This window comes from Flavobacterium sp., from assembly GCF_031409475.1.
GTDB lineage: Bacteria > Bacteroidota > Bacteroidia > Flavobacteriales > Flavobacteriaceae > Flavobacterium.
Genome location: NZ_JANNXH010000008.1, coordinates 145,134 through 159,788, shown reverse-complemented (window position 1 = coordinate 159,788; position 14,655 = coordinate 145,134). Strand labels below are relative to the sequence as shown.

Genomic DNA, 14,655 nt, shown 5'->3' with positions numbered 1-14,655 from the left:
TAAAAAACTGCCTTTTTCTTGACAGAATAGAGCGCCCAAACGAAGCTCCTTTGCTGGCCTAGAAAAATTCAGCTTTTTTAAACAAGATTGAAACGGTGAGCGGGATTTAGCTAATTAGAAAAATTAACTATTCGAAATTAAAACGAATTACCCGTAATTATATGGGAACGTCAAAAATATTTAATGATTTAATTTATTAGCTTTTGTCAACCAAAAATCAGTGAGGTTTTCATAGTCTACTGGCTTAGATGGATTTTGATTTATTAATCGACCCGAATCAAAAGCACGAATAAGTATGGTTTCTATTAAATAATCCTCATTTACTTGATAGGGCAAATATTCAGTTTTCAAATTAATATCGAACATTTTTGCTGTGGTGTTTGACCAAAATGCTTTCCAACCGCTTTTCAGATTTTTTACCAATTCATATGTAGTATTGCCGGTTTGCCTGTGTATTAATTTCACAAGTATCTGACCTTGTTTGCGTGAAAGTTTCTTTAAATTTGTCTCAAATTCATTACTTAAATAGTTTTCTACAATTTTAAAGTATTTCTTTTTTTCTCTGTTCGTTTTTAATTTAGCCATTCCATAATTTAATAATGTCAATCTTTCAGAGGCTAGTTTTGCATATGGATATGTTACGTAAATACGTTTTTGAAGTAGTAAAAATTGTTTTTTAGCTTCAGGATCTAGTTTTGACTTATGAATTATAATTTCTTCTAGTTGAATAGTATCACTGAGTATTGAGTCGTTTTCGGTTAAAACATAACCCATTTTAGTTGTGTCTTTTTGTATGACTTGCGCATTTGATCCTATAAACAAAAAAAGGAAAAAAGAAAAAAAATTGAAAATTTTCATGAAACAAAATTTATTTAGCAAAATTATAAATTATATACACAACTGTAATGCCAAATTTATAATTTAGCAAAAAATAATTTTATGAGTTCAAAATCGATATTAAAAAAGACTTCTCTTACATTTTTAGAAAACTACCTCAACAACACCTCTCCAACAGGATATGAAGCCGAAGGGCAAAAACTTTGGATGGAATATTTAAAACCTTATGTAGATACATTTATTACTGATACTTATGGCACCGCAGTTGGGGTGATAAATCCTGATGTTCCCTATAAAGTAGTTATTGAGGGTCATGCAGATGAAATTTCTTGGTATGTCAATTATATTACTGATGATGGTTTAATATATGTAATTCGAAATGGTGGTTCTGATCATCAAATTGCGCCTTCAAAACGTGTAAACATCCATACCAAAAAGGGAATTGTAAAAGGGGTTTTTGGTTGGCCAGCGATTCATACAAGAAATAGAGGAAAAGAAGAAACGGCAAGAATCGACAATTTATTTATTGATATAGGTTGTTCAAAAAAAGAAGAAGTTGATGCACTAGGAGTTCATGTAGGCTGTGTAATTACATATCCTGATGAATTTATGATTCTTAACGAGAATAAATTTGTTTGTCGCGCCATTGATAACAGGATGGGTGGATTTATGATTGCCGAAGTAGCACGATTGCTTTTTGAAAATAAAATTAAACTTCCTTTTGGGTTGTATATAACTAACTCTGTTCAGGAAGAAGTTGGGCTTCGTGGAGCTGAAATGATTACAAAAACCATTAAACCTAATGTAGCAATTGTTACCGATGTTTGCCATGACTCTACTACTCCAATGATTGAAAAGAAAATTGAAGGAGAAATAAAAATAGGAAAAGGACCTGTAATTACTTACGCACCAGCAGTACAAAATAATTTAAGAGAATTAATTTTAGATACTGCTACTGAAAAAGAAATTCCGTTTCAAAGACTGGCTTCTTCAAGAGTTACTGGAACCGATACCGATGCTTTTGCATACAGTAACGGCGGTGTGGCTTCGGCATTGATTTCTTTGCCTTTAAGATACATGCATACAACAGTTGAAATGGTGCATCGTGATGATGTGGAAAATGTAATTAAATTAATTTATGAAACATTATTAAAAATAGAAAACAACGAAACATTTTCATATTTTAAATAATTGATCAAAATACAATCGCCTTTTCGTAATTATTAAATATAAAAAAAGCATCATTATCTTACCATAATGGTGCTTTTACATTTAGTAAAACTATACTTTACTTGGCCCGATTTCGAAAATATATTTTATAATTTACTTATTCTAGAACAACTAACGAATTATTGTTCTCAATTATAAAGATTTGATTTTTATTGATTAGGGTAAAGTCCAATTCATATGTCTCGTTTGAAATCGTATTCTCGGTGATGGCGTTGTCTGCGTCAATTAGTTGGTCAGCTGTTTTTTCGATTTTGATTGTAGGAACACTTTCGACAACTTCATAAGCATAAGAATTGTTATTTATAATATTAAAATCCAAAGCTTGCGCCTCGTTTGAAATCGTATTCCCAGTAATCGCATTGTCTTCTGCAATTAGTTGATCTGCTGTTTTTTCGATTTTGCTTGTAGAAATACTTTCGATAATTTCATAAGCATATGAACTGTTATTTATAATATTATAATCCAAAGCTTGTGTCTCGTTAGAAATCGTATTCTCAGTAATGGCATTATCTTCTGCAATTAGTTGGTTAGCATTTTTTTCGATTTTGATTGTAGGAACACTTTCGATTGTTTCATTATTTTCATTTACTACATAAACCGAAGCCATTTTAAAATCTTCCTTAACATTAGTCTCACAATTAAAAACTGGTTGAAATGCATTTGTTTTTTCAAAAGTAGCTTCCTCTGTTTTTAGTGAAGTCCTTTGTAAATTTGAAATGTTTTTGATTGATTTCATTTTTAAAACTTTAACTTCTTTGATGGTGTTAAAAGTTACATTACTTACACTGGCAAAAACCACCAATGCGATTCCTAAATAAATGATTGATTTTTTCATGATAATTAATTTTAATTGTTACTTTTTTATTTAAATTTTTGTTGTTTGTAAAAACATATAATAATATCCTATGCAAATATATATCTAAAAACAGGTATCTTGTTTTACATAGTACTTAAATTTAACATTTATTTAACATTTAGAGTTTTTTTATTATTTAAAATTATTATCTTAATTATTGATTATCAGTGTATTAATGTCAATAATACATTTATATATATTGTTTTGTACTTTTATAATATAAACGAAAAATAGATATAGAACTAAAGATTTTTAGTAACTTTACTAAAACAAATCACAATGATAAGTACAGCAAAAACAGTTGAAGCCTATATAAATGAACTTCCCGAAGAGAGAAAATCATCCTTCATGAAGCTTCGTGAGATTATTTTAAACAATATTCCAAAAGGCTTCAAAGAAGAATTAAGTTACGGAAACTTGGGTTATGTAGTTCCACATTCGATCTATCCAAATGGGTATCACTGCAATCCAAAACTCCCGCTACCATTTATGGGCATTGCCTCTCAAAAGAATTTTATTGCATTATATCACATGGGTATTTACGTCAAACCTGAATTATTAGAATGGTTCAAATCTGAATACCCAAAATACAGTAATCAAAAACTAGATATGGGGAAAGGATGCATACGATTTAAAAAAATAGACCAAATTCCATTTGATTTAATCGCAGAACTTGTCAAAAAAATTTCACTCGAAGAATGGATTCACAGCTACGAATCGAATATAAAACCCAAAAAAGGGCTATAAGAATATAAAATAAAAACTCCAAAACTATAAAGTCATGGAGTTTTGATTTAATTGATTTAGAGAATTTATTTTGCTTCTTTTAATATCAAAATAGCATCCTGAGCATTAGAAAGTTCTGCATATTTTAATGCTGTAAATCCGTTTTCATTTTTAGTTGATTTTTTTGCTCCATTTGCTAATAAGAGTTTAATTATTTCTGCCTTATTATAGCGTGCAGCTACCATTAATGGTGTTAAATTATTTGTAGTCTCCTCTAGATCTGCACCATATTCAATAATTTTTTTTACGGCTACAACATCTCCTTTGATTATTGCAGCACATAAAGGAGTGATTTCAGATTTTACAAATTCTTTTTTAATAATAGCTTTTTCTACAGTGCTAGCAAATGATGAATTTGCAAATGTTACTAGAGCTAATCCTAAAACAATAATAGATTTTTTCATAATGATTTGATTTTTGATTGATGATTAAATGATATCTATAGTAATAGACTTATAAACTTATTTTTTGTTACACTGTATTTTAAATTATAACTTGCATTTAACATTAAGCAAAAAAAACCTCGCAATTGCGAGGTTTATAAAAACTACAGCGTATTACTTTTTTAAATAATTTAAGACATTATTTTCTATTCGATTATAAATATTAGACACATCGGCTTTTACAAATTTTTCGCCTAAAATCTTTTCATACAATTCAATATATCGCTCGGAGACAGTCTCTATATATTCATCGGTCATATTAGGTATTTTTTGCCCTTCAAGTCCCTGAAAACCATTTTCTATTAACCATCGACGCACGAATTCTTTTGACAATTGCTTTTGGTCTTCGCCTCCATCCTGTCGTTCTTGATATCCTTCAAGATAAAAATAACGAGAAGAGTCAGGTGTGTGAATTTCATCGATAAGTACAATTACACCGTCTTTGGTTTTACCAAACTCGTATTTAGTATCTACTAATATTAATCCGCGACTAGCAGCAATTTCCGTTCCTCTTTGAAATAATGCTCGGGTGTATTTTTCTAAAACTAAATAATCTTCTTCTGAAACTATTCCTTTTAATAAAATATCTTCTCGTGAAATATCTTCGTCGTGTGAACCATTATCAGCTTTGGTTGTTGGTGTAATTATTGCTTCAGGAAATGCATCGTTTTCTTTTAATCCTTTCGTCATTTTTACACCACAAATTTCTCTTTTACCTTGAGCATATTCTCGTGCAGCATGACCTGATAAATAACCTCGAATGACCATTTCAACTTTAAAAGGCTCGCACAAATGACCTACGGCAACATTTGGATCTGGTGTGGCAATTAACCAGTTTGGAACAATATCTTGGGTCAATTCCATAAACTTGGTAGCAATTTGATTCAGGATTTGTCCTTTATACGGAATTCCTTTTGGCAAAACCACATCAAACGCCGAAAGCCTATCAGTGGCAACCATGACTAAAAGTTCATCGTTAATATTGTAAACTTCGCGAACTTTGCCTCTGTAAACTGATTTTTGATTCGGAAAATTAAAATTGGTTGTAGTTATTGTATTCATTATTCAATTGAGTTGTTTTTGCAAAAATAGTTTGTTTCAAAGAGATAAAAAAATTGTTCCGCTACATAAATCGTTACTTTTTAAGAAGCGTAGCATTGAACAAATTTAAAATGCGACCGTATTCATCAACCCAAGAATAAGTTTCTGTAAAAGCGTGTGCTTCAACAGGAAAAATAGCTAAATTCCAATTCTTTTTCCCCAATTCTATCAATCGTTGTGACAACCGTACTACATCTTTGTATTCTACATTATTATCGACCATTCCGTGTAGCATGAGCAAATTGCCTTCAAATTTATTGGCAAAATAAATTGGAGAACTTTTTTTATAGGCTTCTGGATCTGTTTCTGGAAAGTTTAAAATATTTCCGGTATACCCGTGATTGTAGTGTGCCCAATCAGTAACCGACCGAATTGCTGCACCAGAAACAAATTCTTTTGGAGCAGTAAATAGTGACATTAGCGTAATAAATCCACCGTATGAACCACCATAAATCCCTACTCTATTTGCATCTATTCCGTAATTATCTACTAAATATTTTTTACCATCAATTTGGTCTGTCAAGTCTTTACCTCCCATAAATCTATAAATTCCTGTTCTAAAATCGCGTCCATAACCGTCACTTGCTCTATAATCGATGTCTAAAACGGTGTAACCCAAATCAGTCAATAAATTATGAAACATATATTCTCTAATATAAGCACTCCAGTAATTATGGGCGTTTTGCAAGTAACCTGCGCCATGAACAAAAAGTATTGCAGCTTTGTTAGTATTTGTAATTTCAGGCTTATACAATCGGGCATGAACTGTTGTTCCATCTTGAGCCTTGAAAGTAATTACTTCGGGCTTTCGCCAAGGATACGCATTGAATTCATTGGTAGTAGAATAAGTGATTTGAGATAAAGATGTATTCTTTATATTATCGGCCAGATACAATTCCCATGGTTTATTTTTAAAGGAATAACGTACTAATAAGGTACTTTCATCCGGTGATAAACTCACTTCGTGTGCGCCATCATTTGTCAAAATAGGTTGCAAAATACCATCAGAAACATTCAATTTATAAAAATTTCTATTTCCAGGATGTGTTGTATTAGTAGTCAAGTAAAATGATTTTTTGTCATTTGCCAAAATTACGCTTCGCACTTCCCAATTGCCATTTGTAAGTTGGATTTTCTTTTTTGACCTTAAATTAAAAGTGTATAAATGAGAAAATCCAGTTGCTTCTGATTGGAAATAAATGGTTTCATTATCACCCAAAAAACCAAGTGTTCCCGTTCCAAATGAATAAGCAGGAATTCCTGGTCCACCAATCCAAGCTTCATCGTGCTGATGTTCAATTTCTTCAAAGGTACCTTTATCTAAATTCAACCGCACTAACCATCGATCTTTGTTGTCTTGACTACGAATTTCGGATATTGCATACGTTCCATCTTGATTGTAAATAGGTGCATTGACCACAATAAGTTTATCAGTTTTTGGTCGGCTTTTTAGGTTTTCATACAATTCAAAATAGCTTGGTTTGTCTTGAATGTGACTCAATGTTGAGAAATTCACAAAATAAACCGAATCTTTTACTGCATTGTAAATTCCGAATTTTGTTGCAATCAGATTATTTTCAGATACTTTATCTTTAGTGTCCGGTGATTTATTATAACCATCGGCAGTGATAAAAACTTCCATTTTTTCATTTCTATTTTCTTTAATCTCCGTTAAATTAAAAGTAGCAAAATCGCCTTTTGGGCTAGATTTTAGAGAACCAAAATTATTTTTATCATAATAAAAAGGTTCAGGAAAATTTGATTTGATGGCTTTTGATTTTTCCTCATTCCATTTTTTATTTGCCTCTTGATCTCTTATAAACTGAAACAATTCTTTTTGTTGAATACTCAAAAAAGTATCTTTATCAGGAACAATTTCTAGTTTTTTTCCTTGTTTGAAATTTGTGGTTTGAACAATACTTCCCTCATTAGAATTGTACTTAAATAAGTTTCCGTTTTGTTGAAAAAACAAAGTGCCATCTTCAAACCCCAATTGCAAATTTGAAACTGAATTACTATTTTGGTAGATTTTTTTTGTGGTTTTGCTTTTTACAGCATACGAAAACAAAGCTCCATTTGAAGTATAATAAACTAAATCCGAAGAAGTACTTTTTAGAAAATTTAATTTAGAAAACGAAGCTTCTGTTGCGGAAACTTGTTGCGGTTTATCGAATCCTTTTTCCCAAAAATAAGTGCTTGAGCCCAATTCTTTATTTGGATTCCATTCGAAATAGATTTTTTTTCCATCCACTGACCAACGTGGATTTTCAGGTTGAACACCAATGAAAGTATCACCTTTCATAATATCTTCTAATTTCAAACTCTGACTTTGACTAACAGTTGCAACAAAAAAACAGATAAGAACTACAATAAATTTATTCATTTAATTTTAGATTATTTTGAGACAAAAATATACTTTGAAAAGTGATATAATTGCTTTTATTCGAGATTTAACGTTTCAAAGGAATTCAAGAGTTTAAAATATTTTTGGCCAGATATGCTGCAACGCCATCATTTTCATTGGAAGAAATTATTTCTAAATGGGAAAGTTTAGATTTCAATCCTTCAACAGCATTGCTCATAATCAAAGATTTTCCGGAAGAAAGAAGCATTTTCACATCATTAAAACCATCCCCAAAAGTTAGGGTTTCCTGAAAAGTAAAATTCTCTTTTTCTAAAATTTTGCCTATTGCAACACTTTTATCTACTGACTTGTCCATAAGTTCTAAACATATTGGAAGACTAAAAGCATAATCAAATAACGCCGAATGTGTTTCAAGAATTTTGTCCTTTAACTCTACTAATTTTAGATGGTCATCGTGTGTAAAAAATATTTTAATAGCACTTAAATCTTCAATAATTTTAAAATTAACAATCTCTGGTGGATAATTCATTTCGGTCTGAAAACTGTTCAGCTTTTTGTTTTCTTTATTGGTTTGCCAAACTTTTTCTTTGAATAATACCGTTGTAATATCAGGGTCAATATCTAAATCAAGGATCGATTTTATGGCATCACTTTTTATATCAAACTCAAAAAGGAGTTCCTTTGTAGGCGAATGAATTCGGGCGCCATTTGAGGTTACTAAATAAACGGGGCATCCCAAATTATCAACTAATGACATAGCATCAATATGGTGTCGACCAGTTGCAACGATTATCAAATAATTTTTGGCGTGAAGTTCTTGAAAAACTGCCTTGGTATATTCGGAAATTTGATGTGCGGGATTGAGTAATGTTCCGTCTAAATCGGTTATTATTACTTTAATTTTTTCTTTAATCATTTTTAAATTCTAGTTTTAACAACGCCAAATTTAGCATAAATTCAAAGTGTGAGACAACGAAAAGTCCAAACGATTTTCTCAAAAAATTAATCCAACCATTCAAATAAAAAGTTCTCTTTATATTCTATTTCAAATTTTTCTAAAAATTCAATATATTCTACTTTAAACGATTTCTTTTTGTGATGATTTTTTTGATTTTTAATGTATTGAACCACATTATTAATTTGGCTGAAACCGTATGAAAAAGCTCCAAATCCTTCTTGCCAATAAAACGGAATCTTTGTGAATTGCTTTTCATTAATGAAAGAATTACTAGATTTTTTTATTTCCCTTACCAAATCCGAAAGACAACAGTTGGGTTTCATTCCAATAAAAATATGAATATGATCAGGCATTCCGTTTATGGCAATTAATTTTTGACCTTTATTTTGGATAATTCCTGTGATGTATTTATATAATTCTTCTTCCCAAGATTCATGAATCAATGCTTTTCGATTTTGAACCGAAAAAACAACTTGTATATAAATTTTGGAATAGGTGTCTGCCATGTAAATTTAGATTTGATTTTTATTCAAAAATCCCAGAGTGATTTAATATTTATTGATTTCATAAATATTTAACGGTAAAACTGTTATTTACAATTATGAAAAAATTAATGGTCCCAAAAATCCCAGAGGGATTTAATATTCATAGAAAACAATTTTAATTATTGTAGATTCGACCCCAGCTGGGGTCGAATATTATTTCGAAAAAATCAATTTCTATAAATATTTAACGGCGCTGCCGTTTGATAATCTAATCGTGATTTTCAATCTGTTTGTAGGCATCAATAACTTTTTTAACAAGTCTATGGCGAACGATATCTTTGTCATCAAGGTAGATAATCCCTATTCCGTCCACGTCTTTCAAAACCAGCAAGGCTTCTTTTAAACCCGAAATAGTTCTGCGAGGCAAGTCGACTTGGCCTGGATCACCCGTAATCATGAACTTGGCACTTTTTCCCATACGAGTCAAGAACATTTTCATTTGCGAATGGGTCGTGTTTTGAGCTTCATCAAGAATTACAAAAGCATGATCTAAAGTTCGACCTCGCATGAATGCCAAAGGTGCAATTTGGATAATTCCTTTAAGGATGTAATCTTCTAGCTTTTCGTTTGGTAGCATATCACGCAAAGCATCGTACAAGGGTTGCATGTAAGGATCTAATTTTTCTTTCATGTCACCAGGAAGAAAACCTAGATTTTCACCAGCTTCAACCGCTGGTCGAGTCAAAATAATTTTTTTGACTTGCTTTTCTTTTAGTGCTTTTACTGCCATAGCAACACCAGTATACGTTTTTCCTGTTCCGGCTGGACCAACGGCAAAAACCATATCATTTTTGTTCATGGTATCAACAAGTAATTGTTGATTTGGCGTCATGGGTTTTATGATTTTTCCGCCTACACCGTGCACTAATATTTTGTCGTGTCCAAACGTTTTAGCATCGTCTTGTGCTGTGTTTTGAATCACTCTTTCGATAACATTGTCGTCAATGGTGTTGTAACGTGTAAAATGAAGCATCAAGCGGTTGAAACGGTTTTCGAATTCATCCAGCACTTCTTTTTCGCCAAAAGCCTTTAAGGTTGTGCCTCGAGCAACAATCTTCAATTTAGGATAATACTTTTTAATTGTTTCAAGATGAGTGTCTTGAGCGCCCCAAAAATCTTTTGGAGCGATGTCTATGAGCTCGATGATTCTTTCGTTCAAAAGTGTTATTTTTTTTAGTTATTAATTAAATGTTAATCGAATTCCTGCTCCGTTTTGATTTGTCATGAACTCCGTTTTCTGAATTTTGAATTCATTATTGCCCATTTTTAAACCATTGTTATAATCCGTAACCACATTTTTTATTTTGTTAGAAAAGCCAATTTTAATTGGAATTGCTATAATAAGGGCTGCAACACCAATGTAAGTCAAGGCGGTAGGAAACCCTTTTTCAGTGCCGTTTTGCAAATCAATTTTTGCCGTAACAGCAGTTATTAAATCGGCAACTATCAATACTGGACCACCTATGAGTAATACATTTCCTGTAGTTTTTTTACTTCTTCCTGCATTGTAATCTGCAAGTAGTTTCTGGTTATTTGCCAATAATTCTCTAACTTGGTCTGGAGAAATTTTTTGATTTTCGGAGTTTAAAATAGTTCCGTTTGATTTGTAAATCAGATTTTGAGAAAACGATTGTACAGTACAAAAAATTAGTAAAAAGAAAAATATTGGTTTAATCATATATGTTGTTTTAAAATTCAAATAAAAAAATTCTAATTAATTAAAGCCGAAAATACTTTAGCTTTGCATTTCTCAAATTTAATGAGTTTTAAGTTTGGTTTTCGTTTTATTTATAAACAATTTTATGTCAATAATTACCCTTACTACGGATTACGGCTTGAAAGACCACTTTGTAGGTGCGTTGAAAGGGAAAATCTTATCTGAATATCCAGAAGCTTCCATCATCGATATTTCGCATTATATTGACCCATTCAACACGGTAGAAGCAAGTTACATTATTGGCGCAGCCTATTTAAGTTTTCCAAAAGGCACCGTGCATCTCATTGGCGTAGACGTGGAATTAAATAAAGAAAACCAACATATCGCAATGCAATGGAACGACCATTATTTCATAGCTGCCGATAATGGTATTTTGAGCATGCTTTCACAAAAAATTGTTCCACAAAAAATAGTAGCCATAAATATTCACGATCGTTTGCCGAACGAAGCCACCGATTTAGATGTTTTTGTAAAAGTCGCTTGTCATATTGCCAAAGGTGGTTTGCTGAACGTTATTGGCAAAGAAATAAAAGCCATCAAACAAGTAACAAATTTGCAGACAGTTGTCCCTAATGATGGAAGTTCTATAAAAGGGTATGTAGTTTATATTGACCATTTTGGGAATGTGGTGACCAATATTTCTAAAAAACAATTCTTAGAAGTAGCCAAAGGAAGACCTTATGAAATTGTATTGCGAACCAAAAACATCAAAACCATTTTACCCAATTATTCTGCGATTGCGAGTTCAGATAAATATCCAATCAAGAATTATGAAGGCGAAAAACTCGCACTTTTTAACGAAGCGGGTTTTCTAGAAATTGCCGTTTTTAAGAGTAATCCATCAAAATTAGGCTCCGCAAACAGCTTGTTGGGGTTGAATTATAGGGATGTTATAACGATTAAATTTGTTTAGAGTTTAAAAGGTTTAAAGTTGTTCATATTGACACCTAAACTTTAAACTTTTAAACCAATAAACTTTTAAACCAAAAAAAATGTTCATACGAATAGTAAAAATGTCCTTCGCCGAAGAAAATATTCCAGCATTTCTGGAAAACTTCGAAATAAATAAAGACAAAATACGAAATGCGCAGGGAAACCGTTTATTGGAATTGTATCAAGACAAAACTAACAAATGTATTTTCTTTACATACAGTTATTGGAAAACCGAAGAAGACATGGAAAATTACAGAAAATCGGAGCTTTTTAATGAAGTTTGGGCATTTACCAAGAAGTTATTCAACGAAAAACCTGAGGCTTGGAGCGTTGACAAATTAGTTAGTTTGCAGTAATTAATGATTCGTTTTTCAATAATAAACAACAAACTATAAACGGAATGAGATTGCTTCGTTCCTCGCAATGACAATATGAAATCAATAGTAGTAAGAGAAATAAAATCCTTTTTTGGTTCGCCAATTGGCTATTTGGTGATTGCCGTTTTCTTGATTGGGAATGGATTATTCCTTTGGGTTTTCAAAGGAGAATACAATATTTTAGATAGCGGTTTTGCAGATTTGAGTCCGTTTTTTACTTTGGCACCTTGGATTTTGATTTTCCTGATTCCTGCCGTTACGATGCGCAGTTTTTCGGATGAAAAAAAGCAGGGAACATTAGAATTATTGTTGACAAAACCCTTGAGTATTTGGCAAATCGTGAACGGGAAATTTCTGGGTTCGCTGATTTTGATTGTAATGTCAATTATCCCAACATTGATTTATGTTTGGGTCATTTCTGGTTTAGGTTCACCCGAAGGCAATATTGACATGGGCAGCACGATGGGTTCTTATTTTGGATTATTGTTTTTGATTGCAGCTTATTCCGCTATTGGAATCTTCACTTCTACCCTATCCGAAAATCAAATAGTGGCGTTTATTGTGGCGGTATTTTTGTGTTTCTTTTTTTACTTTGGATTCGAAAGTTTAGCATCGATTTTTCCTAGTTTTGAAGGATTAATTTCAAATATTGGAATGCAAAACCATTTCAAAAGCATGAGCCGTGGCGTGATTGACACTCGAGATGTAATTTATTTTTTGAGTATCACGGTTTTGTTTCTTTCGCTTACTGTTTATAAATTAAAATCTGTTAAATTATAATGGTACCAATTAAAAAAAGCAACCTCAAAACGCTGTTGATTACCATTATAATCTTGTTGATTATCAATGGTCTTGGAAATCAATTTTTCCACCGTTTTGATTTGACCAAGGACAAACGATACACGCTTTCGACAACTTCCTTGAATATCATCAAACAAATAGAAAATCCGCTGTCCATAAAAATATATTTAGAAGGCGATTTACCAGCTGAATTTAAGCGTTTGCAAAGCGAAACCAGAGATTTGTTGGAAGAATTTCAAGCTTTTAACAAAAATATTATTTTTGAATTTATAAACCCTTTGGAAAACGAAGACCAAAGCATGGACCACATCAAAGAGTTGTACCGAAAAGGGCTTACACCAATTAACATAACGGTTGACGACAAAGGAAAACAATCCCAAGCCATGACTTTTCCATGGGCGATTGCGGTTTACAATAACAAAGAAGTTACGATTCCGTTATTGAAAAATAGAATGGGCGCTTCGACTACCGATAAAGTTATTGGATCAGTACAACACCTTGAATATTCTATTACTGATGCAATCAATAAAATCACACGAAGCAAGCAGAAAAAAGTTGCAATAATTAAAGGAAATGGAGAATTAAAAGAAGCTTTTATTGCTAAATTCCTGCTTCAAACTAGAGAAAGTTACCACATTGGACCATTTACATTAGATTCGGTTGCACGAAACCCAACTGGTAGTTTAGAAGTATTGCAACAATACGACTTGGCGATTATTGCCAAACCAACCGAAACTTTCACTGATGCAGAAAAACAAGTTTTAGACCAGTTTATCATTAATGGTGGAAAAACTTTATGGCTTATTGATCAAGTAAATATGGAAATGGACAGTTTGTACAATGCTTCTGGAGCTACTCTGGCCTTTCCTAGAGATTTGAATTTAAACGATATGTTTTTTAAATACGGATTTAGAATAAATCCTGATTTGGTAAAAGATGAGCAAGGAAGCCCAATAAAACTAGCTACTGGCGAACAAGGAAGTGCAACACAATTTCAAGAATTTAATTGGAAATTTGCACCACAAGTTTATCCAGAAAGCCAACATCCTATTGTGAAAAGCTTGGGTGGAATAAAGTTCGATTTTGCCAATCCAATAGACACTTTAAAAAACGGAATCAAGAAAACAGTACTATTACAATCTTCACAATATTCAAAGAATACAGGCACTCCAACAGAAGTGAATTTGAATATGGTCGTAGAGGAAACCTCAGCTAATGATTATTTAAACAAGGGAAACATACCACTTTCGATTTTGTTAGAAGGAAATTTTAAATCAGTTTTTGAAAACAGGGTTTTACCCTTTGATCAGAAAACATTTATGACTAATGGTAAACTTACAAAAATGATTGTAATTTCTGATGGAGATTTGATTCGAAATCAACTCGATAAAAACGGTCAACCCGTTGAGTTAGGTTATGATCAACGCTCAGGAAATTTGTATGACAACAAAGATTTCCTCATGAATTGTGTCAATTATTTGCTTGACGATAATGGACTTATTAACATTCGAAGCAAAGATCTTGATTTACCATTATTAGATAAAGAAAAAGTTTATGAAAAATATACCACGATACAATTCATAACTATCGGGCTACCAATTCTAATTTTATTGATTTTTGGAATTGCATTTGCCTACTTTAGAAAAAGAAAATACAGCAAATAGATGTTAATAAAAAAAGTTTTATACTAAAATAGTTTACGATAT

15 protein-coding genes are annotated in these 14,655 nt (G+C 31.9%); 6 read left to right on the top strand and 9 right to left on the bottom strand.

All coding sequences use genetic code 11. From position 1 onward, the window contains the following. Positions 1-180: 180 nt before the first annotated feature. Positions 181-858, bottom strand: a complete 678-nt coding sequence (locus RMO53_RS02075) for a DUF4294 domain-containing protein (protein ID WP_310377691.1) — start codon at positions 856-858, stop codon at positions 181-183. A gap of 81 nt (positions 859-939) precedes the next feature. On the opposite strand from RMO53_RS02075, the gene RMO53_RS02070 reads away from it, so the two are divergent. Then, positions 940-2,028: a M42 family metallopeptidase gene (locus RMO53_RS02070; protein ID WP_310377690.1), complete on the top strand. Its 1,089-nt coding sequence runs from the start codon at positions 940-942 to the stop codon at positions 2,026-2,028. 136 nt (positions 2,029-2,164) lie between these two features. Here the strand turns inward: RMO53_RS02070 and RMO53_RS02065 are convergent, their stop codons facing one another. Further along, complete coding sequence (locus RMO53_RS02065; protein WP_310377689.1) at positions 2,165-2,902, bottom strand: hypothetical protein; 738 nt, start codon at positions 2,900-2,902, stop codon at positions 2,165-2,167. Positions 2,903-3,202: 300 nt separating this feature from the next. Here RMO53_RS02065 and RMO53_RS02060 point away from each other — a divergent pair, with 300 nt between their 5' ends. Continuing rightward, positions 3,203-3,670, top strand: a complete 468-nt coding sequence (locus RMO53_RS02060) for a DUF1801 domain-containing protein (RefSeq protein ID WP_310377688.1) — start codon at positions 3,203-3,205, stop codon at positions 3,668-3,670. 65 nt (positions 3,671-3,735) lie between these two features. Here the strand turns inward: RMO53_RS02060 and RMO53_RS02055 are convergent, their stop codons facing one another. The 7 genes from RMO53_RS02055 to RMO53_RS02025 form a co-directional block, all read right to left on the bottom strand. Further along, positions 3,736-4,113, bottom strand: coding sequence for an ankyrin repeat domain-containing protein (locus RMO53_RS02055; RefSeq protein ID WP_310377687.1), 378 nt, complete (start codon positions 4,111-4,113; stop codon positions 3,736-3,738). A gap of 153 nt (positions 4,114-4,266) precedes the next feature. Further along, the gene (locus tag RMO53_RS02050; RefSeq protein ID WP_310377686.1) at positions 4,267-5,214 is read right to left on the bottom strand and encodes a phosphoribosylaminoimidazolesuccinocarboxamide synthase; all 948 of its coding nucleotides are present in this window, start codon (positions 5,212-5,214) and stop codon (positions 4,267-4,269) included. 73 nt (positions 5,215-5,287) lie between these two features. Then, entirely contained in the window at positions 5,288-7,636 is a 2,349-nt protein-coding gene (locus tag RMO53_RS02045; RefSeq protein ID WP_310377685.1) for a prolyl oligopeptidase family serine peptidase, read from the bottom strand. Positions 7,637-7,721: 85 nt separating this feature from the next. Continuing rightward, entirely contained in the window at positions 7,722-8,534 is an 813-nt protein-coding gene (locus tag RMO53_RS02040; protein WP_310377684.1) for a Cof-type HAD-IIB family hydrolase, read from the bottom strand. 86 nt (positions 8,535-8,620) lie between these two features. Continuing rightward, complete coding sequence (gene tnpA, locus RMO53_RS02035) at positions 8,621-9,082, bottom strand: IS200/IS605 family transposase (protein WP_310377683.1); 462 nt, start codon at positions 9,080-9,082, stop codon at positions 8,621-8,623. 247 nt (positions 9,083-9,329) lie between these two features. Then, positions 9,330-10,280 (bottom strand): PhoH family protein, encoded by a 951-nt coding sequence (locus tag RMO53_RS02030; RefSeq protein WP_310377682.1) that lies wholly within the window; start codon positions 10,278-10,280, stop codon positions 9,330-9,332. Positions 10,281-10,301: 21 nt separating this feature from the next. Continuing rightward, entirely contained in the window at positions 10,302-10,799 is a 498-nt protein-coding gene (locus RMO53_RS02025; RefSeq protein ID WP_310377681.1) for a hypothetical protein, read from the bottom strand. 124 nt (positions 10,800-10,923) lie between these two features. Here RMO53_RS02025 and RMO53_RS02020 point away from each other — a divergent pair, with 124 nt between their 5' ends. The 4 genes from RMO53_RS02020 (at position 10,924) to gldG (ending at position 14,613) form a co-directional block, all read left to right on the top strand. Continuing rightward, positions 10,924-11,751 (top strand): SAM-dependent chlorinase/fluorinase, encoded by an 828-nt coding sequence (locus tag RMO53_RS02020; RefSeq protein ID WP_310377680.1) that lies wholly within the window; start codon positions 10,924-10,926, stop codon positions 11,749-11,751. Between the two features lie 79 nt (positions 11,752-11,830). After that, complete coding sequence (locus RMO53_RS02015; protein ID WP_310377679.1) at positions 11,831-12,127, top strand: antibiotic biosynthesis monooxygenase family protein; 297 nt, start codon at positions 11,831-11,833, stop codon at positions 12,125-12,127. A gap of 75 nt (positions 12,128-12,202) precedes the next feature. Next, positions 12,203-12,928, top strand: coding sequence for a gliding motility-associated ABC transporter permease subunit GldF (gldF, locus tag RMO53_RS02010; RefSeq protein WP_310377678.1), 726 nt, complete (start codon positions 12,203-12,205; stop codon positions 12,926-12,928). Next, complete coding sequence (gldG, locus tag RMO53_RS02005; protein WP_310377677.1) at positions 12,928-14,613, top strand: gliding motility-associated ABC transporter substrate-binding protein GldG; 1,686 nt, start codon at positions 12,928-12,930, stop codon at positions 14,611-14,613. The genes gldF and gldG overlap by 1 nt, the downstream gene beginning before the upstream one ends. Positions 14,614-14,655: the final 42 nt, after the last annotated feature.